Source organism: Sorangiineae bacterium MSr11367, from assembly GCA_037157805.1.
GTDB lineage: Bacteria > Myxococcota_A > Polyangia > Polyangiales > Polyangiaceae > Pendulispora > Pendulispora rubella.
In genome coordinates, this window is record CP089983.1 from 3,763,461 (window position 1) to 3,785,777 (window position 22,317).

A 22,317-nucleotide genomic window follows, 5' to 3' on the forward strand; every position below is an offset into this window, starting at 1 on the left:
CTTTCTCGTGGCTATCTTAACGCAGCCTAACGCCGTTCGCTCTTCGGCAAGCCGCGTCCCTGCCGGCGTTGCGGTGGCCGTGCGTGGGGGCGTTGCGGCGATGGCGGCTTGGCCGGCGGGTACGTCCGCCCGTCGTCCGGCGGAACGAGCGCCCGCGGCCCGTGCCCAATGAGATCGCCCCGCCCGGCCTTGCGCAGCGCCTCGCGCGCCAGCGGCCAATGGGTGGGATCCCAGTAGAAGAGCAGCGCCTTCATCATCTTCTTCTCGCGCAGCTCCGTCGCCGTGTACACGGGCTGCATCGTGAGTGGGTCGATGCCCGTCCAGAACATGGTGGTCGCCACCGCCATCGGCGTGGGGATGAAGTCCTGCACCTGGCGCGGCCTCATGCCGCGCTTTTTCAGGTACAGCCCGAGCTCGACCGCGTCCTTCAACGTGGAGCCCGGGTGTCCGCTGATGAAGTACGGCACCAGGTACTGTTCCTTGCCCGCCTCCTCGCTGGCCCGGCAGAACGTCTCGGCGAAGCGCTCGTAGCTCTTGATGGAGGGCTTCTTCATCTTGTCGAGCACGTTGTCGTCGTGGTGCTCGGGGGCGACCGAGAGCTGTCCGCCCGTGTGATGCTGCGCAAGCTCACGCACGAACTCCGGGCTGCGTTCGGCGAGGTCGTATCGAACGCCGCTCGCGAGAAAGACCTTCTTGATCCCCGTCTCCGTGCGCACCTTCTTCATCAAGTCGATGAGCGGCGCGTGGTCCGTCTTCAAGTTCTCGCAGATGCCCGGGTGCACGCACGAGAGGCGCCGGCATGCGCTCTCCGTTTCGTCGTCCTTGCAGGTCATCTTGTACATGTTGGCCGTGGGGCCGCCCAGATCGGTGATCGTGCCGCGGAAGCCGTCCATCCTGGAGAGCGCGCGCACCTCACGCAGGACGCTCTCCTGCGAGCGGCTCTGGATGATGCGGCCCTCGTGCTCGGTGATGCTGCAGAAGGTGCACCCGCCGAAGCACCCGCGCATCGTGACGATGGAGTGCTTCACCGTCTCGTAGGCGGGCACCGGATCGGTGTAGCTCGGGTGCGGCACGCGGGTGAAGGGCAGGTCGTAGAGCCCGTCCATGTCCGCCTCGGAGAGGGGCTCCGCCGGCGAATTGAAATACACGGCCTGGTCGCCGTGGGGTTGCAGCAGCGGGCGGCCGTTGTGCGGGTTCGTCTCGTATTGAAACTGCCGCGACATCTTGGCGAAGGCCTGCTTGTCCTCGCGGACCTCTTCGTACGAGGGAAGCACGACCAACTTGCCGTCGGTGACGAAGCGGCTCTTGTTCTCGAGCAGTGGCTCCCACGCGCGCCGGTTGGTCAGCACGTGCGCCGTTCCGCGGACGTCGCGCAGGTTGGACACCGGTTCGCCGGCATCGAGGCGGCGGGCGATTTCCCACGCGGGGCGCTCGCCCATGCCGAAAACGAGGAGATCGGCCTTGGCGTCGAGCAAGATGGAGCGACGCACTTGGTTCGACCAATAGTCGTAGTGCGCGATGCGGCGGAGCGAAGCCTCGATGCCGCCGAGGACGATGGGCAGCCCGGGGAAGGCCTGCCGGCACAAGTTCGAATAGACGATGGTGGCCCGATTGGGCCGCATGTCGGCGCGCCCGCCCGGTGAATACTGGTCCACCGAACGCACTTTCTTCTGCGCCGTCAGCTTGTTGAGCATCGAATCGAGGTTGCCCGCGCTGATCCCGACGAACAGCCGCGGCCTGCCCATCCGCCCGATGTCCTCGGGCGAGCTCCACGTCGGCTGCGCGATGACCCCCACACGGTAGCCGCGCCCCTCGAGAAACCGCGCGATGAGCACCGGGCCGAACGCCGGATGGTCGACGTACGCGTCCCCCGTGACGATGAGGATATCGAGCTCATCCCAGCCGCGATCCTGCATTTCCTGCCGATTCGTAGGGAGAAATCCGGCGGTGCGGGGAGGGCGGGGCGAGCGCGAGGGCACGCGAAGGGGAACCAGCGTCATGAGCGCGCGAAGTGTAGCCTCTTGGGCGCCCAGGCGCACGGGCCGTTTTTGCCGGGCTATGGGTCGGCGGGGTTGAAGAAGACGGGGGCGCTCAATCGTCTTTTGGATCTTCGTACTTGAACGGATTGGTCACAGGCCTTTGGGTTGGTATGGGCATGTGTGGCAAGGCCTTTTCGCTATTGGCCGATTCGAGGAGAAGTCCGGCGAGGACGACCGCCGCTTGGCGCAGGTCCTCTGCCTTTAGATGATCGAAGGTATCGACGCCGCTGTGATGGACGCGCGTACCGTAATCCAGAGGGTCCTGAATGAATTGATAGGCGGGGATGCCAATGGCCTGCATGAAGACGTGGTCCGTGCCGTCGGTGGGGGACGAAACGACGGTGTTTGCGCCCATGCCGGCGAACGGCTGCAGCCAGTCGCGCAACAGCGAGGTGGCGGCAACGTTCCCCTCGGCGTGAATGCCGCGGATCTTGCCCGAACCATTGTCGATATTGAAATAGGCGACGAGGTCTTTGTAACCGGGTAGCGGCTTGATAGGGAATGTGTAAGGCCAGCGCAAAAACGCATCTTCACCCGTGAGGGGCTTGCCACTTGGGGGCATGCGGGTCGCCAGGTATTTCTCGATGTAGGCCAAAGAACCGAGCAACCCCTGCTCCTCGCCGGCCCAAAGGGCGAAGCGGATCGTGCGCCGTGGCTTGAGGCCGAGCGACGACAAGATCCGCGCAGCCTCCATGACCACGACCGTCCCTGCACCGTTGTCGGCAGCGCCATCGCCGGCGACCCAGCTATCGAGATGCGCGCCCGCCATCACGTACCCAGCCCGCGCATCGGTGCCGGGAATGTCGGCGAGAATGTTGTACGCGTTGACGTCGCTATCATCGAACTTGACGTTGCAGTTGAACTGGAGCACGGGCGCGGGACCCGTCTTGGCCAGCCTCGCCAAACGGCGATAGTCCTCGGCCGCGATCTCGATCCCCGGCAGCGCCGGCGTTTCGCCGACGCCGTAGGTATATCCTTCACCGCTCAGAAGTTTGCCGTCGCGATACGACATACGTGCCCAAGCCACGGCGCGTTCGCTCTTGAGAAAGGCATCGCGTTTGGCGCGGAACGCGAAGCGTTTCGATTGACGTTCGATCCCCGCCGGGTCGTACTCGGACTGGTGATAGCGATCGAGCTTGTGGATCTCCTCGTCGGTCAGCCGCTTGAAGGGCGCGTCGCCCGGCTCGTCACCGTCGTTGGGCAGCGAGACCAAAACGACCTTGCCCGCGAGTTTGCCGCGCCACGCCTCGAAATCGCGTTCATGCTTCATCGGTGCTACGACGATCGGCGCGGTCACCCAGCCATTGGTGCCCGGCGTCCACGCGATGGGCATGGCGGTGAGCTGAATGACGCGCGGTGTGGCCATTCGCACGCTCGACCATTGGATCGACCATCCGCGACCGAACGGAAAACCGTCCTTGCGCACGTTCTTGAGGCCCCAAGTCCGAAATTGCCATTGCGTCCACGCCTCGGCGCGGCGCATCTGCGGCGAGTTGGTCATGCGCGCACCGATCGAGTCGGTCAGGTACTGGGCGACCTGCATGACTTGCGAGTGCTGGAGGCCCTGGTCGATGACCCGATTCATGTCATCGGTCTGCTGCCCGGCGGCGGGCACCGCAAAGAGCACGAGCGGCGCTGCCGCCATGAACTTACGTACGCCACCAATTCGCTTGGACGACTTTTGCCAATGATGATTTTTGCGGAGCGTCATGCGCTGGAACCATTGCCTTTTGCGGCGTAGAACGCCGAGCGAGACTATAGGCCAGCCATTTTTGGGGCGGGAAGTTTTTCCGATGAGAGAACCCACGAAACGCGTGCCAGGTCGTTTGCGCGAAGTCGGGAATGCGGACGCCGCCGGCCATGGACGGTAGTCTCGTGTAGCTATTCCTATTGCCGTTTGCCGGACATCCTCCCGATGGTCGAGCGGACCGTGGTGCGGGCCGCCCGACTCACCCGTTTTCGCCGTATTACGGTCCTATCCCAGCAAGCGGTCAGTACGCCCAGTTGATCGGTACATAACGAAAAGCGTCGCCGGCGACCGCCACGCGGCCGAGGGACGGGAACGATAGGTGACTGGCCAAGAACAGCTCACGCGTCGTCGCAGCCTCCTTCAAGAGACGAAACCGGACGCGGGTGGCATCCTCGGGTTCGTGATCGAAGGCGTTTTGCCAACCGGGACGGTCGATCCCGACCGGGACCACCGCATCGCCGGCGAACGTCAGTCGCTCGCCGCCGGACGCCACGCGGACCACGCTGTGCCCGGGGGTGTGGCCGCCGGTGCGGGTGACGACAACCCCCGGCGCCACCTCGTACTCCTTGTCGAACGGTCGCAGTTCGCTGCGGTATGCGTCCAAGAACCTCTGGGCGCTCGACCGAATCACGTCCTGAATCCCGCCAAACGTGTTGTGGGAGAAATCGGGCGCCGCAAAGAACTCGACGTCGGTGCCCGACACGTGGATCCGCAGGTCCGGGCGTAGGCGACTCCTCAGCCGCTGGTCGAGCAGCCCGCCAACATGGTCCATGTGGATGTGGGTAGCGATCACGTCGGTCACCGACGCGGGATCGATGCCCGCGCCCTCCAGCCGCAGGGCCAGCCGCCCGGCCCGCGTGGCGTCCGGCATCTCCGACCCTACTCCGGCGTCGATGAGTATGGTCTTGCCGCCGCTACGCACCACGACGACGTTCAGCCCCCAATCGATCGGGTCCGGCAAGAACTTGTCGCGCAGCACGGTGTCTCGGGCGGCCGGATCGACGTTGGTGCCCAATATGTTGGCGGGTATCGGCATCGCCCCGTCGCTGATCACCATCACGTCGATCTCGCCGATCTTCAGCGCGTAGCGCGACGGAACCAACTCGTTGCCGGCGTGTGATTCGTGGCCCATACACATGTTTGACTCCTTTTTCTGGCCACGAACGTAAAGCCCGACCCTCGCGCGGCGCAGAGCCACTTTGCGCAAAGCGCGGTGTGCCACCGAGCTGCCAAGTATTTGTATACTGCAACCGTCGCGCGAACCGCTGCAGGGACGCCTCCGCTTGCGCAAGCGCTCGATGCAAGCGACGGCTCGACCATCGACCGATTCTTCGGCGACGAAGTCGCTCATGCGCCGAGAGGCGCCGCGAACACGCGATGCGGAGCGACAAAGGGGTCGACCGTCACTGTACGGAGCGAAGCGGAGTACAGTTACGGCGACGGATGGCGCAGCAGGGAGGCCTTAACCTTTGCGTACGCCACTACTTCTAGGGTGCCGGAGAAGGGAGTCGACCATCTCTGTACGGAGCGAAGCGGAGTACAGAAATGGCGACGACCGAGCACTGATTCAAGATGCAATATTGAATAGGGGTGCCGGAGAAGGGAGTCGAACCCCTGACCTAGCGCGTATGAAACGCCCGCTCTAACCAACTGAGCTACTCCGGCGGAGACGGCGGCGAAGTATCGTCGCCGCCACGGCGCATGTAAAGCAGATTTCTTCAGGCGAGGCGAGAGAAAGTCAGAACTCGCCGAAGAGATCTTGGATGCGCGATTCGAGCGCGATGGCGATCTTGTAGAGGGACGAGATCGATGCGGACGATTCCGCGCGCTCGATTTGGGACAGGAGGGAGACGCTGAGTCCGGTGCGGCGGGACATCTGCTTCAAGGTCAGATCTTTTTCCTTGCGCAGGTTGCGGATCGTGTCGCCGATGACCCGGTGGAGTTGCTCTTCGGGGGTGCGGGCAAGACCCTTCTTCCGCATCACGCGGCCGAGGACTTCGCGGAACTCGTCGACGTTGAAGGGCTTCTTCAAGTAGTCGACGGCGTCGAGCTTCATCGAGGCCACCGCGGTCTCGAGGTTCGGGAAGCCCGTGAAGATGACGACGGCGATGTCGCTGTCCAGTTTCCGAATGCGGCGGAGTACTTCGATGCCATCGAGTTTCGGCATCATCAGGTCGAGCACGATCAGGTGGTAACCACCTTGACGAACCTCCTCCTCGACACTGGAGGGGTCACTTAGGGTTTTGACTTGGAAGCCATCTCGCTCAAGGAGCGTCTGCATGTATTCGCAGATGGCCTTGTCGTCGTCGACGATGAGAATGCGTACGGCGGGAAGCTCGGGGGGTGCCATGGCATTACAGTATGGCTAAACACGCGCCGAATGGAAGGCCGTAAATTTGGCCGTTCGATCGAAACCATTCTTCCTACAGCGTAAACGTTTGCCCTATCTCGACGCACATGGCTCAAGGTTCGGGTTTGGCGTCATTGGCGAGAGCTTCGGCGCGCGCGCGGAGGAGGTGCGCGACCACTTCGTCGAGGCCTTCACCTTGATTGCAGCGCGTGAAGACCACTGGTCCGCCTTGGCGCATCCGATTGGCATCGCGGGCCATCACCTCGAGGCTCGCCCCCACGTGTGGCGCGAGATCGATCTTGTTGATGATGAGCAAGTCGCTCTGCGTGATGCCTGGGCCTCCCTTGCGGGGCACCTTGTCGCCTCCGGCCACATCGATGACGTACACCGTGTAGTCGACCAGCTCGCGGCTGTACTGGGCGGCCAGATTGTCGCCGCCACTTTCCACGATGAGCAGCTCGGGCGTGATGTCTTGCATCAACTGGGTCAGTGCATCCAGGTTCGGACTGATGTCCTCGCGGATGGCCGCGTGCGGGCATCCGCCGGTTTCCACCGCACGGATTTGGCCGCTGGGTAGAGCGCGGTGGCGCTCGAGGAACTCAGCGTCCTCACGCGTGAAAATATCGTTCGTCACCACACCGAGCCGCATGCGCTCGCGCAGGCGGAGACAGAGCTGAAGCACCAGCGCCGTCTTGCCGCTTCCGACGGGGCCGCCGATGCCGACGGTGAAGGCGCGCTCCGCGAACGAGCGCGTGTGCTTGCGGGGCGCCGAGCGGTCGCGGAAGAGACCTGGACCGTCCCAGTGTTCGTGCGTGTGTCCGTGCGCTTCGTGTTCTTCGTGCTCGTGGCTGTGCGTGTGGCCGCCGTGCGCGTGCTCATGGGGATCGTGCATCTTTCTACCTGGCTCCTCGCTCACGATTGGAAAAGGCGGGCGTAGAGCCCGTCGTGCAAGGCCGAGCATGCGTCGGCCAGAGGGAAAGTTTGCGCCGCGTCCTCGGGTTCGAGCTCGGCGCACGATGCGATGACGCGCTCGAGCAATCCCGCCCGCACGGCTTGAAGCCGCTGTGCCTCCAACGGGCCCACGATGCCCAGCCGCACCGCCGCGGAGAGAATCCCGCGCAGGGACGTGTGCAGATACAAGGAGCACACCTCGCGTTCCCGCAGACCGAGGGCGCCGAGCGTCGCGCCGAAGATGGGTGCGACGTGCATCGAGGTGCCACGCGCGAGAGACCTCACCGCGTCGTTCTCTTCGAAGACGCCGCGCGCCGTGGCCCAGAAGGCGCGCCCTTGCGCCCGGCTCGCGCGGTTGGCCACGTGGTTGCTCAACGTGGCATCGGACAGCGCGTCCAATTCGACCAGGCTCCTGCCCGCGCACGCCGCGCGCACGAAGGGCAGGGCGAGGCTCCCCGTTTGCCAGAGGCTCGGGTCGAGGTACGCCTCGAAGTCGTTCACGCAGCCGAGCTGCCACGTGGCCTCGAGCCCGCCGGAGTGCGCGAAGCCGCCCGCCGGGAATGCGCTATCGGCGAGCTGCCATACGAGCCATGGCGACGTCATGGTTCAAAAGAGCGAGTACAGCCGCCCCAGCGGGACGACCTTCGCAGGGCTCGCGGTGAGGAGAACGCCGTCGGCGAAGACCTCGTACGTCTCGGGATCGACCCGCATCGCCGGCAGCGTGTCGTTGAGCACCATGTCGCGCTTGCCGAGTCCGCGGCATCGCTCCACGGCGACCGCGCGCTTGCTGAGCCCCAGCTTGGCCAGTCCGCCCTCGGCGAGCGCGCGCTGCGAGACGAAGGTCAAGGACGAGGCGCCCACCGCGCGGCCCATCGCCCCGAACATCGGCCGCATGTACGACGGCTGCGGCGTTGGGATCGACGCATTGGGATCGCCCATCTGCGACCACGCCACGAAGCCACCCTTGAGCACCAGCTCGGGCTTCACTCCGAAGAACGCCGGCCGCCACAACACCAGGTCGGCCCACTTGCCGATTTCCACGGAGCCAATCTCGCGCGACATGCCATGCGCGATGGCCGGGTTGATCGTGTACTTCGCGATGTAACGCCGCGCCCGCAGGTTGTCGTTCGCCCCGCTTTCCCCGGACAGACGGCCCCGCTCGCCCTTCATCTTCGCGGCGGTCTGCCACGTGCGGCAAATGACCTCGCCCACACGTCCCATGGCCTGGCTGTCGCTGGCCATCATGCTGAGCGCGCCCAAGTCGTGCAGCACGTCCTCGGCGGCGATGGTCTCGCCACGGATGCGGCTCTCGGCGAACGCGACGTCCTCCGGGATGCGCCGGTCCAGGTGATGGCAGACCATGAGCATGTCGAGGTGCTCGTCGAGCGTGTTCACCGTGAAGGGGCGCGTCGGGTTCGTCGAGCTCGGGAGGACGTTCGGCTCGCCGGCGACGCGCAGGATGTCCGGTGCGTGCCCGCCGCCGGCACCCTCCGTGTGGTACGTGTGGATCGTGCGGCCGCGGAAGGCGGCGATCGAATCGTCCACGTAGCCCGACTCGTTCAAGGTGTCGGTGTGAATGGTCACCTGCACGTCTTCGGCTTCCGCCACGCCGAGGCAGCAATCGATGGCCGGCGGCGTGGTGCCCCAGTCCTCGTGCAGCTTGAGCCCGATGGCGCCGGCGCGAATCTGATCGACCAAGCCGTCCGGCTGCGACGTGTTCCCTTTGCCCGTGAGCCCGATGTTCACGGGCAGGGCATCGCACGCGCGCAGCATCATCTCGATGTTGCGGATGCCGGGCGAGCACGTGGTGGCGTTCGTGCCCGTGGTGGGGCCGGTGCCGCCGCCGACCATCGTGGTCACGCCGCTGGCGATGGCCTCGTCGGCCTGCTGCGGGCAGATGAAATGGATGTGCGTGTCGATGCCGCCGGCCGTCAGAATGAGGCCTTCGCCCGCGATCGCATCGGTGGTCACGCCCACGAGCATGTTGTCGCTCACCCCGGCCATCACGCGCGGGTTGCCCGCTTTGCCGATGCCGACGATGCGGCCATGCTTGATGCCGATGTCCGCTTTGAAGATGCCCGTGTGGTCGACCACCAGCGCATTCGTGATGACCACGTCCAGCGCCTCGGCGTCCCCGATGCCGGCCATCTGGCCCATCTCGTCGCGGAGCACTTTGCCGCCGCCGAACTTGCATTCGTCGCCGTAGACCGCAAAGTCGCGCTCGACCTCGATGACGAGGCCCGTGTCGCCGAGCGCCACGCGATCACCAGTGGTTGGACCATACATCGCGGCGTAGGCACGTCGATCGAGGCGGCTCATGTTTTTTCCCCAGGCTAATGCCTGGAAGCATAGGGATCCACACCGCATATTTCGGCGATGTTTCCGAGGCGGTACCGAATCTCGCGCAGCACATCCTCGGTGCGTTCCGCGGCGACGCGGGCCACCACGCCGTCGCCGCACGCGAGCTTTGACGGCGCGTAGAGCACGTTCTTCGCGGTGCGGCCGGGCGCCAGCATGGCGGCCATCACATCCGCGGCGCGCGCACCGAGGGCCACCAAGGTCGCGTACGCATCGACCCGGCCGAACCGCGCGGCAATCGAGCCATGCCGCGCATCGAGCACCGTCGCGTCACGCAGAAGCGGTTCGCCGCGGTCCACGTGAATGCGACTTGCCAACCGCTCGAATGCCCATCGCTCGCCGTAGGCCGCCCGGCCCGAGGTGAACGCGTCGACCAGCACCAAGGTCGCCGACGGGCCCAAGGTCACCGCCACCTCCGATTCGTACGTGGAGCCCGCGAAGCAAGCCACGGGATCGGGCAGTGCCACCAGGGTTCCCTCCACCCGCGCGTGCAGCACCTGCCGCGTGCCGCCGCGGTACGCTTTGGTGGAGGCTTGCGTCGTCAGGAGCAAGGTGGAGCCTTCGTCGACGTCGACATCGAGCCGCAGAGCATCGCCGCGCACCAGGCCTCCGCCGAGGCTCGTCACACAGACCCACGCGGCCGTGGCGCCTGTCACGTACGGCACCTTGGGCAGCAAGAGCCGCAGGGGACTCTCCGCGTAGGCGCGCTCGAGCACATTTTTTCCGCCGCGGAATGCCGCGACCACCCGACCTCGACCCGCGCGATCTTCGTCCATGCTCACCCAGGGCGCCCGAGAAGGGGAGCTGCCCGGGCGGCACTCTACTTCCTGGCGGATCCGGGTTCGGACATTTTGCGATGCCATTCCGCCTTGAGGGCGTCCGGGACGAAGCGTTGGGCGGCGGCTTGAAGCTTGGTGCCCAGGCTGGTCGCGGCATGAACGCGGTCCCTGCCATCCATGAGCGCTTCGAAGCCTTGTTTGGCGACGTCCGCGGGATGGTTCTTCTTGCTCTCTTCTGCCACCTTCGTGTCATCGAGCCCCGCCCGGTGGGCGAAGTTCGTGTCCGTCGGTCCCGGCACCATGGCCGTGACGCTTACGCCGGTGTCCCTCAATTCGTGGCGGAGCGACGCCGCGAAGGAGAGGTCGAACGCCTTCGTGGCACCGTAGACCGCCTCGAGCGGCGTGGGCATCGCGCCCGCGATGGAGGCCGTGATGAGGATGCGCCCTTTGCCGCGCGCCACCATGTCCTTCACGATCCGCTTCGTCAGGTGGACGGTGGAGACCACGTTGAGCTGGATCATGCGCAGTTCGTCGCGCAGATCGGTCTCGCGCGCGAAGTCACCCGCGACGCCGAAGCCGGCATTCACCGCGAGTGCATCGATCGGCCCGAGCTTCTGTGCCGAGTCATAGAGCGTCTCGACCCCGTCGTACTCGGCCAGGTCGACCTGCACGGCGTGCACGCGGTGCGTGAGCTGGGCAAATTCCATTGCCGCGGTGTGGATGTCCTCGTGATCGGCGCAAACGACGAGGTCGAATCCGTTCGAGGCAAATTGCTTGGCGAGCTCGTACCCGATGCCCTTGGAGGCTCCCGTTACGACCGCAAGCGGCCTGCGCGACGACATGGTTCCCATGTCCACCGCATATGCGAGACCCTTGCCACGACCGTTCCTGCTCGCACGGATTTGACCGTTCCTGTACGAGCGAAGCGAGTACAGGAACGGCAAAGAAACGAGCTACGTTCGCGGTGTAAACCGCGGACAGTAGTCGGGGCGAGAGGATTTGAACCTCCGACTCCTCGGTCCCGAACCGAGTGCGCTACCAGGCTGCGCTACGCCCCGTGTGAAAGCGACTTGCCTTATGCTCGGCAGCGGCGTTTTCGTCAATGGGATAATTCGATCGGTTCGTTCCTCCCGCTCCCGAGCCTCGATTTTCCGAGGATCGGGAGGGGAGAGAACGCGGCTAGGCGGCGTTCAGGCTGGCGTTCTCGGCCTGCGCCAGGCCTCCTTCGGTGGAGGGGGCATTGGCGCTCGGCGGCACGTATCCGCGACGCCAGGGACCCCGCCAGTAGCGAAGCCAGAAGAAGGTCGCCGAGAACGTCGTCTCGCCGATGAACCCGAGCCACCCGCCCAAGGCGCCGAGCCCGGCAAGCTTCCCGAGCACGTAGGCGGCGGTCGGGACGCAGGTCCACACCACCGTGACACCAATGATGGCCGTGGCCCGCACGTCCTTGGCACCGCGCAAGGCGCCGCGAAGGACGATGTTGACCGCGTCGAGCACCTGGAAGACGGCGGCCACCAGGAGCAGGTTGCGCGTGATGCGGATCACCTCCGGATCGGTGGAGAAGCCGTGCGCCAGCGCCCCGCCGAAGACCGCGAAGATCACCCCGCAGACGGCCATGAAGCCGACCGCGAGCTGCAATGCGGCCCATGTGGCCCGGTCCGCCTCGTCGAGGCGCTTCTCACCGAGCGAGCGACCGACGAGGATGCTCGCTGCCTCTGCGATGGCCACGCCCGGAAGAAACGACGTCCGGATCGTTGCCATGGCAACCTGGTGGGAAGCAATCTCGGAGCTGGCCAAGGTCCCCAGCACCGCCGTGAACGTCGTGAAGGCGAGCGTCTCGGCGCCGAAGTGGATGGCAGTGGGCATTCCCAGATCCCACACCCCGCGACAGGCTTCGCGCAGGCGCAGGGTGCTCGGGGGACAGCGCTTCATGTCCCGCAGCAGCAGAGCGCCCAGCATGATGCACTCCAGGTACTCCGACGTGGCCGTGGCATAACCCGCACCGCGCACGCCCAGGGCGGGAAGACCCCAGTGCCCGTAAATGAGGCCGTACGCGAAGAAGCCGTTGAAGACATTGGCCACGAGGCCCACGATCATCGGCGAGCGCGTATCTCCCGTGGCTTGGCGATGCTGGTGCAAGGCCACCAACACCGTGACGCCCACGGAGCCGTAGGTGACGGCCGAGAAGAAGTCTCGTGCCGGTGCAATGAGCTCGTGGTCGACGCCGAGTGCCAGCAGAAGCCATGAAATGTCGCGCCCGAAGATGAACAGCGCCACGCCGATGCCGACGGCCATCAAGATGCCCGCCTGTGCGTAACGTATTCCGTCTTGCGGACGGCCCTCTCCCACGGCGTGTGCGGTCTGCACTTTGACCGCGCGCATCGCTCCGAATACGAGCGAGTAGCCAACGTACATCATCATGGTGGCCAGACCGACGCCGCCCAAGGCAGCAGGTCCGAGCCCGCCCACCAGTTTGGTGTCCACGAGTCCGAGCATGGTCTCGGCGCTCATGGCGATGACGATGGGCCATGCCAGCTGAAACAGCTCCGCACGCGTTCGTGCGCTGGCCTGTGCGTTTGCGTTTGCCGTGAAGGAAGGTCGCCCTTCGCGCGCCAAGAATTTGCGCACGTGGGCGACCCATCGTTTCAATCGATAGCGTCGAAAAAGCGAAGTAAACATGAATACGTCCTCTGGAGCCCGCTAGCTGGATCGCCTAAGCGCGGGCTCCGAGGAGCGCCTGGCGACGGTGTTTGCCGTCGCCTTTCTCTCGAAAGCGACGGATCAGTCTTTACGAAGCGTGTACGCGATGAACTTCGGCTGACGTACAGCCGCGTCGCGTGCAGTGGTAAAGACGGTCACTTGAGACATGGTGAATGAACGATGTCCGATAGGTGGCATTTCGTCAAGACGATAATCGCGAATAGTTTACGCGAGATGCTTTTTCAAAAACGCAATCGTGCGATCCCACGCAACCTTTGCGTTCTCCGCCGAGTAGACCTTGGCGCGCGTGTCATTGAAGAACGCATGATCGGCGTCATACACGTGAAGCTCGATTGATTTGCCGTGTGACTCGAGCTCGCGCTTCACCGCATCGGCCTTTTCCGGCGTAACCCATTGATCGTGCTTGGCCACGTGCGTGAGGATCGGCGCCGTGACCTTGGCGTATTCGGCCTTCGGCGGAATGCCATAGAACGGGACCACGGCGGAGAGTCCCTCGAGCTGGGTCGCGGTCACGAAGGAGAGCGCGCCGCCCATGCAGAATCCCGTCACGCCAACCTTGCCCGTGGAACGCGGGTGCGACTTCGCATAGGCCACCGCCGCGGCGATCTGCGAAATGGCGCGCCCCCAATCGAGGCCGTCCATCCGCTCCGAGGCGCGCGCTTCGTTGGTGAGTGGCACCTCTTCGCCGTCGTACAAATCCGGCGCGATGGCAAGGAACCCGGCGCTCGCGAGGCGCGTGGCAATCGAGCGGATGTGATCGTTCACGCCCCACCATTCCTGCAGAACGATGACTGCCGGCGCCTTTGCGCTTCCCTCGGGTAGGGCGAGGTCGCCCTTGACGGTCTCGCCATTCTTCCCTGCAAATTCAACGCGTGTGGTCATGGCCCTGTCTCCTAAGGTTTTGCTGCTGACATGCCGCTCTTGCCTGGTTTGCCTACGTGTCTGGCACTGCCGGGCCAAGATAGAGGTGCGCATGCTAAGACGGAAGTCATGAGGATGGTTCTCGTAGGTGCGTTCGTGTTGAGCCTCTGGGGTAGCGTCGGATGCAGCAAGTCGGATGAGGCAGCGCAGGTGCCCGCCGGCGGCGAGCTGAAGGTGGAGGCCAACGAGAAAGGCTTCACCCCCAGTGCGATTGCGGTGAAAAAGGGTGCAACCTCGCACCTGGTGTTCACCCGCACAAGCGAGCAAACGTGCGCCACCGAGGTGGTGTTCCCCGATCTGGGCATCAACAAAGAGCTTCCCTTGAACAAGCCGGTGTCGATCGACATCCCCGCCGATCAGGACAAAACGCTGACGTTTGCCTGCGGCATGAACATGTACAAGGGCCAGGTCGTCGTTAAGTAAGAACGGCGCGCACGCTCTCCTCGACGATGCCGAGCAGCTGCGTGAGGTCGTCGTTCGAGATGGTGAGCGGCGGCGTCACGTAGACGGTGTCGCCCAACGGTCTCAAGTAGGCGCCGCGGCGGCGGGCCTCATCGTAGACGCGCCATCCGATCTTGCCGAGGTAGCCCTGCCCGAGATCCGCCGCGCCGACCATGCCGAGGTGACGCACGCGTGCCACCCCGGGGATCTCGGCGATGCGCGCGAAGGCGCGCTCAATGAGGAGGCTCTTTTCCTTGGCGCGCTCGAGGATCTGCTCCTCGCGGTAGATGGCCAACACCTCGCGCGCGAGGGCCGCGCCCAGCGGATTCCCGCAGAAGGTGTGCCCGTAATAGAGCGCTCGATCTTTCGTTCCGCGGAAGCCATCGAAGACCCGTTCGCTCGCGAGGGTGGCCGCCATGGGAAGGATCGCCGAGAAGGCCTTGCCGATGCACATGATGTCCGGCGCGATCCCGGCATGGTTCACCGCCCACATGGGACCGGTGCGGCCATAGCCGGTGAACACTTCGTCGGCGATGAGCATCACGTCGTGCCGATCGGCCAACGCGCGAAGCTCGCGCAAGAACGCCGGATCGTAGATGCGCATGCCCGCGGCAGCCTGCACCATCGGCTCGATGATGATGGCCGCAGTCTCGTCGGCCTTTTCGCGCAACAGTCGCGCGAGCGTGTCGAACGCGCGCGCGTGCGCGTCGACATCTGGCACCGGAACGCGCACGCAGGTGAGGCCGATGTCTCCGACCACGCGGCGAAAGACCTCGAGCCCGCCGAGGCTCGCCGCGCCCAAGGTGTCGCCGTGAAAGGCGCCCTCGAGGGCCAAGGCCCCGCGCTTCTTCGGCGCGCCGTTCTGCCCGTACAGCTGCAGCGCCATGCGAAGCGCCACCTCGACGGAGCCGGAGCCGTTGTCCGTGTAGAATACACGCGTTAGCCCGGGCGGGGCGATGGCCACGAGCTCCTCGGCCAAGCGCGCCGCCGGTTCGTGCGTGGTGCCTGCGAGCGAGCAATGGAGGAGCCCTTCTTCGGCCTGCCGCCGCATCGCCGCCACCACGCGCGGGTGCGCATGGCCGAGTGTGGCCGTGTACCACGAGCTATTGCCATCGAGGTAGCGCCGGCCGTCCACGTCCTCGAGCCACGCGCCCTTGGCGCGCGCGATCACCAGCGGATCGCCGGCGAGGTACTCGTCCATCGCGGTGTACGGGTGCCAGACGTGCGCCTTGTCTCGGGCAACGATTTCGTCGCGGGTCATGCCCCGCTTACTAGCACGATCAGGAAGGGAGACCGCCACGGAGCTTGGCGGCGCGTTCGAGGTCGGCCTGGTTCACGTCGTCGGCGCCCGCGGGGAGGCAGACGGTGACGGTGGTGCCTTCGCCGGCGCGGCTCTCGATGAGCAAGAAACCGCCGTGAGCCTCGACGATGCGATCGACGATGGCCAGGCCGAGCCCGGTGCCGCTGGGGCGCGTCGTGAAGAACGGATCGCGCGCGCGCAGGCGCACGATGGTGTCCATGCCCTCGCCGGTGTCGCGGATGTGGACGGCGAATCCATCGAAGCCGTCGTCCTGGCGCCGATCGACGTGGAGCGACAGCGTGCCGCCGTGCGACATGGCCTGCACCGCGTTCTCCACTAGGTTGTCGAACACCTGGCGAAGGAGGCTCGGGTCGCCCCACACGTGCGGATTCTCCACGTGGTACTTGGTCGCGACCTCGATGCTCTTGGCCTTGATCTTCGCGAGCTGCAGGGCCCGATCGAGAAGATCCGATATGCGAATCTTCGACTTTTGAACATTGACCGGACGCGCATACCGCAACAAATCCGACACCAGTCGATTGAGGCGCGTCGTCTCTTCTTCCAAAATGCCCAGCAGCGTCGTTTGATCGTCGCGGGGCAGGGTGGGCCTGCGCAGGCCTGCGACGGCATTGGTGATCACGGCCAGCGGATTGCGAACCTCGTGCGCGACCACCGCGGCCAACTCGCCGACCACCGCGAGCTGCTCTTTGCGCCCGAGCTCCTCTTGTGCGGAGTGGAGATCGCGGTACGACTTTCGAAGCTCGCGCGTGGTGTGCTCGAGCTCCTCGGTCCGCGCCTCGAGCTCACGGCTCACGGCGGAATAGCGGAACGCGTACGAGCCCGACCCGCCCAGCAAGAACGCGACGAACCCAAGCCGGCCGATGCCCGATCCGCCGAGTGCACCGGTCGACACCATGGCCTCGTGCACCATGGTGAGAAACAAGAGGAACATGCCGGCGGTGACCGGCAGCGCGTCCTTCATCCCTTCGAGGTAAAGACGCGCCAGGCGATAGGTGGCCACGCCCACACCACAGGCGAGGAGCAGCACGATGGTGATGCCCAGCGCCGTCAGCCGGCTCTGAAAGAGCGCCGACCAACCGGAGATGTCGTCTTGCTGCTGCAAGATGTTCGCGGCGTCGAGGACGCACGCGAAGAGCCCTCCGCCGTACGCGAACCATAGCCATCGCCGCGTCTGCGCCACACTGGCCCGGCGCTCCGCATGGTGCATGACCGCGAGCAGCCCGATGACCACGCAGGCAAACCCGAATCGACCATCGTGCGGGCCGGCGTGCGAGAGGTGGAACAGCTGCGTGAGCGAATAGCCAAATTGAGAAAACGCGAACAGCGCGAAAAATACGAGATCGCTGGCCCACGCTTCACGCGACCAGACGAAGGCCGAGTAGAGGCCTACGAAGGCATATACCGCGAGACTGCCGCAAAGGGCGCCGAAGGTCCAATCCAACTTGGCGGTACCATAGCCGGAGATTCTCCCTCCGTACACGTGCCCGTGCCCGTGCCCCTGCCCGAATTCAGATCGGGAAGGGGAACGGGAACGTGCATGGGGGGCTGCAAGCTACTTCTTCGGCGCGGCGGGCTTGGCCGAATCCGGCTTCGACATATCGTGGCCAGGCATCGGCTCTGCTTGGCCTTCGTGGTCGATCTTGATCTCGCGCGACACGCTGTTCCATGCACCCGGCACGGGCTTGTCGTTCTTGTCGACCAGATCGAGCTTCACCGTGTAGGTGCCGTTCTGCAAATTATCCAGGTAGTACGGCGTACCGAACTTGGTGACTTTGGCCGTCAGGTTGCCTTCGATCCCGGGGCCGCTCACCGCGATGTTGACGTGATCCTTGTCCTCGGACAGCACATCGTTCAGCAATTGGAAATCGATGAGGACATGGTTGGCCATGTCGCCTTTGTATTCGCCCTTCGGACGGCTGTAGATGAGGAACGGCTTCTTCACGTCGACCGTCGGCGTGCCCTTCTTGCCGACGTAGAACTCGACGACGTTGAGCGCGTCCTTCGTCTTCACCGACTCGTGGTTCGCGCGGCTCGGGAACGTCGCGAGCACGTGCTGTCCTTCGGTGAGCGGCTCGCCGGCCGTCAGCTCGGACAATTTGACGGGCGCCTTCGGGTCGTAGATCGCCTTGTACGGCTTGTGGTCGAGGATCAGGTGAACGTGCGAGCTGCCCGTGGCCGTCTGCCAATTCTTCACGTCGAGCTTCACGGCGAAGTCGTTCGCCTTGTCCGCCGCAACGACCTGGCCCTTCGTGGGCGCCGCGATCTTGGCCGTCGGCAGGGGCGCCGCCGGATCGGGGCTGGCCGCACCCGCGGTGAGCGTGACCGCCGGTGCGGGCGGCTTCTCGGGCGCTGCCTCTTGCGTGGCGGCCGGCGGCGCCGTGGTGGCGGCCGCAGCGGCTGGCGCGGGCGGAGGGGGTGGTGGCGGTGGCGGAAGATTGTCGCTTTCTCCGCCGCATGCAGCCACCGCGAGCGCGAGCGGGACTGCGAAAAGCGCTGCAAGATTGAGGGGGGATTTCATGGTCGGCTCCTTGGTCGGGGCCACGATCGCTGCGCGCGCGTCCTTTCGCAATTGGAATTTGGATGGCACACTACGCCGCCATGCTCGGCTTCCGCTTTCGCGAAACGATGCGCGGTACGTACCACTTGCTCGACACGCCACTCGACGAGCGCGCCATGGAGTTCACCCTGGTGGCCCGCACCAAAGGCTTCCGCCGCTTTTTGCGCGAGCAGGTCGCGGAGATCGAGGGCGAGGTCACCCTGGAGGGCCTGGCCACCAACCAGCCGCTCTCGGGCACGCTTTCGTTCAAGCTTCAAGAGAAGCGCCTGCCGTACGGCTTCTCCTTCAAGGACGACAAGGGCAAGGTCCGCCGCGTGCGCGGCCAGAAGGACTTCTCGCTCATCTACCTGGCGGACTCCATCTCCACGTTGCCTCTCAGCATTTATGACGAGGCGGATCGCGAGGTGGGGCGCGGCTTGGTTCGCTTCGATCTGCGCGGCGACACGGGCAAACTCTTGCGCTCGTTTCGACTCAGGCTCGCGCTATGATGCGCCGGACGATGGATCGACTCACCGCAGATAGCAGTGTGCTCGTGGTGGTGGACGTTCAAGAGCGTCTGGCCGCGGCGATGCCCGAGGACACCATGGCGCGGCTGGTTCAGAACGCCGGAATCCTGCTGGAGGCCGCGTCGCGTCTGCGCATCCCGGTGCTCGTGAGCGAGCAATACAAAAAGGGTCTCGGTCCCACCGTCAGCCCCCTTCGGGAGCGGCTCGAGGGCATGGGCGTTGCGCCCATCGAGAAGATCGATTTCGACGCATGTGCGGAACCCGCGTTCGCGCGGGCGCTCACCGGCACCCATGCCCGTCAGGCCGTGGTGCTCGGGATGGAAGCACACATCTGCGTGTTCCAGACCGCGCGCGAGCTCTCGCGCCGGGGCTACACGACCTACGTCGTCGAGGATGCCGTCGCCTCACGCCGCGAAGAGAACCGGACCGCGGGCCTGTCGCTGATCGCCCGGGCCGGCGCCATCCCGACCGTCACCGAGGCGGTGGCGTTCGATTGGCTCGGCCGCGCCGGCAGCGAAGACTTCAAGGCCATCTCGCGCCTGGTGAAATAAGAAGAGAGATTCACAGGAAGACGGGAAGACGGGAAGGACGGACGGCAGGGACGTCGCGGAACGCTTTTTGTGGGTTTTCAATTCGCCCCGGTAGGCTCATTGAAATCCCAAAAAAATCTCTCCGATCTTCCCGTCTTCCCGTCTTCCTGTGATCTCCTCCGGATGAGGAACATTTTGTCCCGCTGCGATGTCATGCTGGCAAGATGGCAGAAATGCAGGGGCCGGAAGCGAGCGAAACCTCCACCTCCGTGGTGACGACAGACGGGGACATCACGGTGCTGGTCGTCGACGACGAGCGCTCCAACGTGGAGTCGTTGCAGAAGATTTTCGTGCGCGAGAACATGCGCGTCCTCTCGGCCTGCGACGCGAAGCAGGCGCTCGAGCAGGTCCGCTCGCACCGCATCAACGTGATGCTGACCGATCTGATGATGCCGGGCACGACAGGTCTGGAGCTTCTGCGGGCGGTGAAGCAGGTCACCCCGGAGATCGAGGTGGTGCTCATGACCGCGTACGGCTCGGTGGAGGCCGCCGTCAGCGCCATGCGGGAGGGCGCGTACGACTTCGTCGAGAAGCCGCTCAAGCGGCTCACCATCGTCAAGAGTGTGCGCAAGGCGGCGGAGAAGCAAAAGCTCGTCCTGGAGAATCGCTCGCTCAAGAACGAGATCAAACGCCTCACCACCCGCGAAATCGTGGGAAGCTCGCCCACGTTGCGCCGCGTGATCGACGTGGCCACGCAGGCCGCACCGAGCATGGCCACGGTGCTCGTCCTGGGCGAGAGCGGCACGGGCAAAGAGTTGCTCGCGCGCTACATCCACGACCGCAGCGCCCGCGCCAAGCGTCCGTTCGTGGCGGTCAACTGCGCGGCCATCCCGGAGACCATCCTGGAGAGCGAACTTTTCGGCCACGAGCGCGGCGCCTTCACCGGGGCGACCGGCAAGAAGGAAGGGCGTTTCGCCAAAGCGGCAGGGGGCACGCTTTTTCTCGATGAAATCGGCGAACTGTCGCCCCAGGTGCAGGTGAAGCTGCTGCGCGTGCTTCAAGAAGGGGAGTTCGAGCCCCTCGGCGGAGATACCGAGAAGTCCGACGTGCGCATCGTCGCCGCCACGAACCGCGACCTGCTCGCCGAGGTGCAGGCGGGGCGATTTCGCGAGGATCTGTACTACCGCCTCAATGTCATCGCCATCACGGCGCCACCGCTGCGGGCGCGGCGGGAGGACATCGCGCTGCTCGTGGATCACTTCCTCGGGCTCTACGCGGCCAAGAATGGCAAGGCGCGGCTCACCGTGTCGCGGATCGCGCTGGACAAGCTGCTCGACTACCACTGGCCGGGCAACGTGCGCGAGCTGGAGAACGTCGTCGAGCGAGCGGTCGTCCTTTCGCGGAGCGACACCTTGACGGAGCACGATCTCCCCGACGCCATCGCGCATGCCGCGCCGCCCACGCCCACCGCCCTGACGTTTCCCATCGGCACGCCGCTCGAGGAAATCGAGCTGCGGGTCATCAAGGAGACGTTGCGTCATACGAAGGGCGACAAGTCCGTCGCCGCTCAATTGTTGGGGATTTCGACCCGCACCATCTACCGGAAACTCGACGGCGTCCCGGAAGCAGCCGAGGGGTAGCGTTCTCATTGACACTTTGTCGCGCCTCCGGCGCTCAACCCGCTGCCGGCGCCAAGGTGTCGAACGGCCGCGATGCCGGCCAGGGAAATATTGCGTGAAACCCCCCGTTCATGGGATGGCATGGCACTCGCTAGGCGTCTCTTTGGCGGAGTCTCACGAATGGCGGTCGACCAGGTTCTCAAGCGTAATTTTTGGGCAGTGATCCTCGTACTCACTGCGGTTGCGGCCTTTTTCGGCGCGAGCGGGGTTACGCAGATCATCGGCATCGGGCTCGCGGCGGACGAGAAGCAGCTCTCGACGCCGCCGCTGGCGGCCAAGAGTCCGGCTCTCGTTGCCAGTGCGGCAGGCGGGCACTCGACCAACGCGGATCCCATCCTTTCACGCAACCCGTTCGATTCGGTGACGGGGCCGCTCAACAAGGTGGCCACCACCGAAGAGGGGCCAGCCCCGGGACCGGATCTGAGCGATCCCTATTCGGCGCCGGCCTGCGACGGTGTGAAGGTTCTGATCATCGCAGCGTCGTCCGACGAGAGGTGGTCCTTCGCGGCGCTTAGCTCGGGCAGCGACAACGCACCGTCGCAATTGCGCCGGAGCGGCAACGACTTCAACGGGAAGACCGTGGAATTCGTCGGTTGGGACCGCGTCTGGCTGACCAGCGGCGGCACGCGCTGCCAGGCGCAACTCTTCAAGGGCGACGAGCCGGCCAAGCCGCCGCCGCCTCCCCCCGCGCCCTCCGCCCCCGTACGCGGCGGAGCACCGTCCGTCAGCCCGGACATCGCGAAGGGCATTCAAAAACTCAGCGCGACGGAGTTCAACATCGACCGCGGCGTGGTCGATAAGATTCTCGAGAATCAGGCGGAACTGATGCGCCAAGCGCGCATCGTGCCCGTGCAGGAAAACGGCAAGGTCGTGGGCATCAACCTCTTTGGCGTGCGGCCCGACACGCTCCTCGGCCAGCTCGGAATGGAGAATGGCGACCGTCTCCAGAAGATCAACGGCTTCGACATGGCGAGCCCCGAAAAGGCTCTCGAGGCGTACGCGCGCCTTCGCATGGCCGACCACTTGACCGTGAGCATCAACCGCCGCGGCCAGGATGTGAATCTCGATTACAACATCAAATAGTCCGAGAGTATTTTCGTAGTTTTGCAGTGCGCTCGTGGGATTGGACCGGAGTTGGATATGAATGTCACCGAAACCGAGAACGATGGCCTGATGCGAAAAACGGTCGTGACCGTGGTCACGATGTTGGGAGGTGCCGTCATGATTCTCGGGACGGCGAGCCTCATCGCACTCTTCATCACGAAGACGGCGGTGGGCAGTAGCCCCACGGCGCAAGCCACGCCCGCGGCGCAAGCGGCTGCAGGCGATGGGAAAGTTGGTTCCGCAGGGGCAGCCGGTGTACTTCGGAAGCCCCAAAAAGCCCCCAGTGCGGGTAACGAGATCTGAAATTCCA

At 64.9% G+C, this 22,317-nt stretch carries 20 protein-coding genes and 2 tRNA genes; 6 read left to right on the forward strand and 16 right to left on the reverse strand.

Going from position 1 to position 22,317, the window contains the following annotated elements:
- Window positions 1-26: 26 nt before the first annotated feature.
- The 13 genes from LVJ94_15130 to LVJ94_15190 form a co-directional block, all read right to left on the reverse strand.
- On the reverse strand, window positions 27-2,000 hold the full coding sequence (locus tag LVJ94_15130) for a YgiQ family radical SAM protein (GenBank protein ID WXB08566.1): 1,974 nt from the start codon (window positions 1,998-2,000) through the stop codon (window positions 27-29).
- A gap of 91 nt (window positions 2,001-2,091) precedes the next feature.
- Window positions 2,092-3,750, reverse strand: a complete 1,659-nt coding sequence (locus LVJ94_15135) for a M20/M25/M40 family metallo-hydrolase (protein WXB08567.1) — start codon at window positions 3,748-3,750, stop codon at window positions 2,092-2,094.
- A 280-nt stretch (window positions 3,751-4,030) separates the two neighbouring features.
- Window positions 4,031-5,140 (reverse strand): MBL fold metallo-hydrolase, encoded by a 1,110-nt coding sequence (locus LVJ94_15140; protein WXB08568.1) that lies wholly within the window; start codon window positions 5,138-5,140, stop codon window positions 4,031-4,033.
- A gap of 240 nt (window positions 5,141-5,380) precedes the next feature.
- Window positions 5,381-5,454 (reverse strand) — tRNA-Met (locus LVJ94_15145).
- A 73-nt stretch (window positions 5,455-5,527) separates the two neighbouring features.
- The gene (locus tag LVJ94_15150) at window positions 5,528-6,139 is read right to left on the reverse strand and encodes a response regulator (protein WXB08569.1); all 612 of its coding nucleotides are present in this window, start codon (window positions 6,137-6,139) and stop codon (window positions 5,528-5,530) included.
- 112 nt (window positions 6,140-6,251) lie between these two features.
- Complete coding sequence (gene ureG / locus LVJ94_15155) at window positions 6,252-7,031, reverse strand: urease accessory protein UreG (GenBank protein WXB08570.1); 780 nt, start codon at window positions 7,029-7,031, stop codon at window positions 6,252-6,254.
- A gap of 20 nt (window positions 7,032-7,051) precedes the next feature.
- A complete protein-coding gene (locus tag LVJ94_15160; protein WXB08571.1) occupies window positions 7,052-7,693 on the reverse strand; it encodes a hypothetical protein in 642 nt (213 codons plus the stop codon).
- Window positions 7,694-7,696: 3 nt separating this feature from the next.
- Entirely contained in the window at window positions 7,697-9,409 is a 1,713-nt protein-coding gene (ureC, locus tag LVJ94_15165; protein ID WXB08572.1) for an urease subunit alpha, read from the reverse strand.
- A gap of 14 nt (window positions 9,410-9,423) precedes the next feature.
- Window positions 9,424-10,224, reverse strand: a complete 801-nt coding sequence (locus LVJ94_15170; protein ID WXB08573.1) for an urease accessory protein UreD — start codon at window positions 10,222-10,224, stop codon at window positions 9,424-9,426.
- 44 nt (window positions 10,225-10,268) lie between these two features.
- Entirely contained in the window at window positions 10,269-11,069 is an 801-nt protein-coding gene (locus tag LVJ94_15175) for an SDR family NAD(P)-dependent oxidoreductase (protein ID WXB08574.1), read from the reverse strand.
- A gap of 142 nt (window positions 11,070-11,211) precedes the next feature.
- A tRNA-Pro gene (locus LVJ94_15180) sits at window positions 11,212-11,285 on the reverse strand.
- A 121-nt stretch (window positions 11,286-11,406) separates the two neighbouring features.
- Complete coding sequence (locus tag LVJ94_15185; protein ID WXB08575.1) at window positions 11,407-12,906, reverse strand: MATE family efflux transporter; 1,500 nt, start codon at window positions 12,904-12,906, stop codon at window positions 11,407-11,409.
- 246 nt (window positions 12,907-13,152) lie between these two features.
- Window positions 13,153-13,830: a dienelactone hydrolase family protein gene (locus LVJ94_15190; protein WXB08576.1), complete on the reverse strand. Its 678-nt coding sequence runs from the start codon at window positions 13,828-13,830 to the stop codon at window positions 13,153-13,155.
- A gap of 108 nt (window positions 13,831-13,938) precedes the next feature.
- Here LVJ94_15190 and LVJ94_15195 point away from each other — a divergent pair, with 108 nt between their 5' ends.
- Window positions 13,939-14,292 (forward strand): cupredoxin domain-containing protein, encoded by a 354-nt coding sequence (locus LVJ94_15195; protein ID WXB08577.1) that lies wholly within the window; start codon window positions 13,939-13,941, stop codon window positions 14,290-14,292.
- On the opposite strand, the gene bioA is transcribed toward LVJ94_15195, so the two are convergent.
- From bioA to LVJ94_15210, 3 genes are all read right to left on the reverse strand, one after another.
- The gene (bioA, locus tag LVJ94_15200) at window positions 14,285-15,571 is read right to left on the reverse strand and encodes an adenosylmethionine--8-amino-7-oxononanoate transaminase (GenBank protein ID WXB08578.1); all 1,287 of its coding nucleotides are present in this window, start codon (window positions 15,569-15,571) and stop codon (window positions 14,285-14,287) included. The genes LVJ94_15195 and bioA overlap by 8 nt on opposite strands.
- A gap of 19 nt (window positions 15,572-15,590) precedes the next feature.
- Window positions 15,591-17,111: an ATP-binding protein gene (locus tag LVJ94_15205; GenBank protein WXB08579.1), complete on the reverse strand. Its 1,521-nt coding sequence runs from the start codon at window positions 17,109-17,111 to the stop codon at window positions 15,591-15,593.
- A gap of 72 nt (window positions 17,112-17,183) precedes the next feature.
- Window positions 17,184-18,149 (reverse strand): hypothetical protein, encoded by a 966-nt coding sequence (locus LVJ94_15210; protein ID WXB08580.1) that lies wholly within the window; start codon window positions 18,147-18,149, stop codon window positions 17,184-17,186.
- A gap of 62 nt (window positions 18,150-18,211) precedes the next feature.
- Between LVJ94_15210 and LVJ94_15215 the strand changes: the two genes are divergently transcribed.
- The 5 genes from LVJ94_15215 to LVJ94_15235 all read left to right on the forward strand — a co-directional run bounded on the left by LVJ94_15215 (window position 18,212) and on the right by LVJ94_15235 (window position 22,310).
- On the forward strand, window positions 18,212-18,676 hold the full coding sequence (locus LVJ94_15215; protein ID WXB08581.1) for a hypothetical protein: 465 nt from the start codon (window positions 18,212-18,214) through the stop codon (window positions 18,674-18,676).
- A gap of 11 nt (window positions 18,677-18,687) precedes the next feature.
- Window positions 18,688-19,245 carry an isochorismatase family protein gene (locus LVJ94_15220; GenBank protein ID WXB08582.1) on the forward strand — a complete coding sequence of 186 codons (558 nt, stop codon included), beginning with the start codon at window positions 18,688-18,690 and terminating at the stop codon, window positions 19,243-19,245.
- A gap of 212 nt (window positions 19,246-19,457) precedes the next feature.
- Entirely contained in the window at window positions 19,458-20,864 is a 1,407-nt protein-coding gene (locus tag LVJ94_15225; GenBank protein WXB08583.1) for a sigma-54 dependent transcriptional regulator, read from the forward strand.
- Between the two features lie 198 nt (window positions 20,865-21,062).
- Window positions 21,063-21,986, forward strand: a complete 924-nt coding sequence (locus tag LVJ94_15230) for a general secretion pathway protein GspC (GenBank protein ID WXB08584.1) — start codon at window positions 21,063-21,065, stop codon at window positions 21,984-21,986.
- 57 nt (window positions 21,987-22,043) lie between these two features.
- Window positions 22,044-22,310, forward strand: coding sequence for a hypothetical protein (locus tag LVJ94_15235; protein ID WXB08585.1), 267 nt, complete (start codon window positions 22,044-22,046; stop codon window positions 22,308-22,310).
- Window positions 22,311-22,317: the final 7 nt, after the last annotated feature.

Bases quoted from the DNA above. Each gene is read 5' to 3' on its own strand.
- LVJ94_15130 (WXB08566.1), bottom strand. From the start codon at position 2,000: ATGACGCTGGTTCCCCTTCGCGTGCCCTCGCGCTCGCCCCGCCCTCCC.
- LVJ94_15135 (WXB08567.1), bottom strand. From the start codon at position 3,750: ATGACGCTCCGCAAAAATCATCATTGGCAAAAGTCGTCCAAGCGAATT.
- LVJ94_15140 (WXB08568.1), bottom strand. From the start codon at position 5,140: ATGAGCGACTTCGTCGCCGAAGAATCGGTCGATGGTCGAGCCGTCGCT.
- LVJ94_15150 (WXB08569.1), bottom strand. From the start codon at position 6,139: ATGGCACCCCCCGAGCTTCCCGCCGTACGCATTCTCATCGTCGACGAC.
- ureG (WXB08570.1), bottom strand. From the start codon at position 7,031: ATGCACGATCCCCATGAGCACGCGCACGGCGGCCACACGCACAGCCAC.
- LVJ94_15160 (WXB08571.1), bottom strand. From the start codon at position 7,693: ATGACGTCGCCATGGCTCGTATGGCAGCTCGCCGATAGCGCATTCCCG.
- ureC (WXB08572.1), bottom strand. From the start codon at position 9,409: ATGAGCCGCCTCGATCGACGTGCCTACGCCGCGATGTATGGTCCAACC.
- LVJ94_15170 (WXB08573.1), bottom strand. From the start codon at position 10,224: ATGGACGAAGATCGCGCGGGTCGAGGTCGGGTGGTCGCGGCATTCCGC.
- LVJ94_15175 (WXB08574.1), bottom strand. From the start codon at position 11,069: ATGTCGTCGCGCAGGCCGCTTGCGGTCGTAACGGGAGCCTCCAAGGGC.
- LVJ94_15185 (WXB08575.1), bottom strand. From the start codon at position 12,906: ATGTTTACTTCGCTTTTTCGACGCTATCGATTGAAACGATGGGTCGCC.
- LVJ94_15190 (WXB08576.1), bottom strand. From the start codon at position 13,830: ATGACCACACGCGTTGAATTTGCAGGGAAGAATGGCGAGACCGTCAAG.
- LVJ94_15195 (WXB08577.1), top strand. From the start codon at position 13,939: ATGAGGATGGTTCTCGTAGGTGCGTTCGTGTTGAGCCTCTGGGGTAGC.
- bioA (WXB08578.1), bottom strand. From the start codon at position 15,571: ATGACCCGCGACGAAATCGTTGCCCGAGACAAGGCGCACGTCTGGCAC.
- LVJ94_15210 (WXB08580.1), bottom strand. From the start codon at position 18,149: ATGAAATCCCCCCTCAATCTTGCAGCGCTTTTCGCAGTCCCGCTCGCG.
- LVJ94_15215 (WXB08581.1), top strand. From the start codon at position 18,212: ATGGCACACTACGCCGCCATGCTCGGCTTCCGCTTTCGCGAAACGATG.
- LVJ94_15220 (WXB08582.1), top strand. From the start codon at position 18,688: ATGGATCGACTCACCGCAGATAGCAGTGTGCTCGTGGTGGTGGACGTT.
- LVJ94_15225 (WXB08583.1), top strand. From the start codon at position 19,458: ATGCAGGGGCCGGAAGCGAGCGAAACCTCCACCTCCGTGGTGACGACA.
- LVJ94_15235 (WXB08585.1), top strand. From the start codon at position 22,044: ATGAATGTCACCGAAACCGAGAACGATGGCCTGATGCGAAAAACGGTC.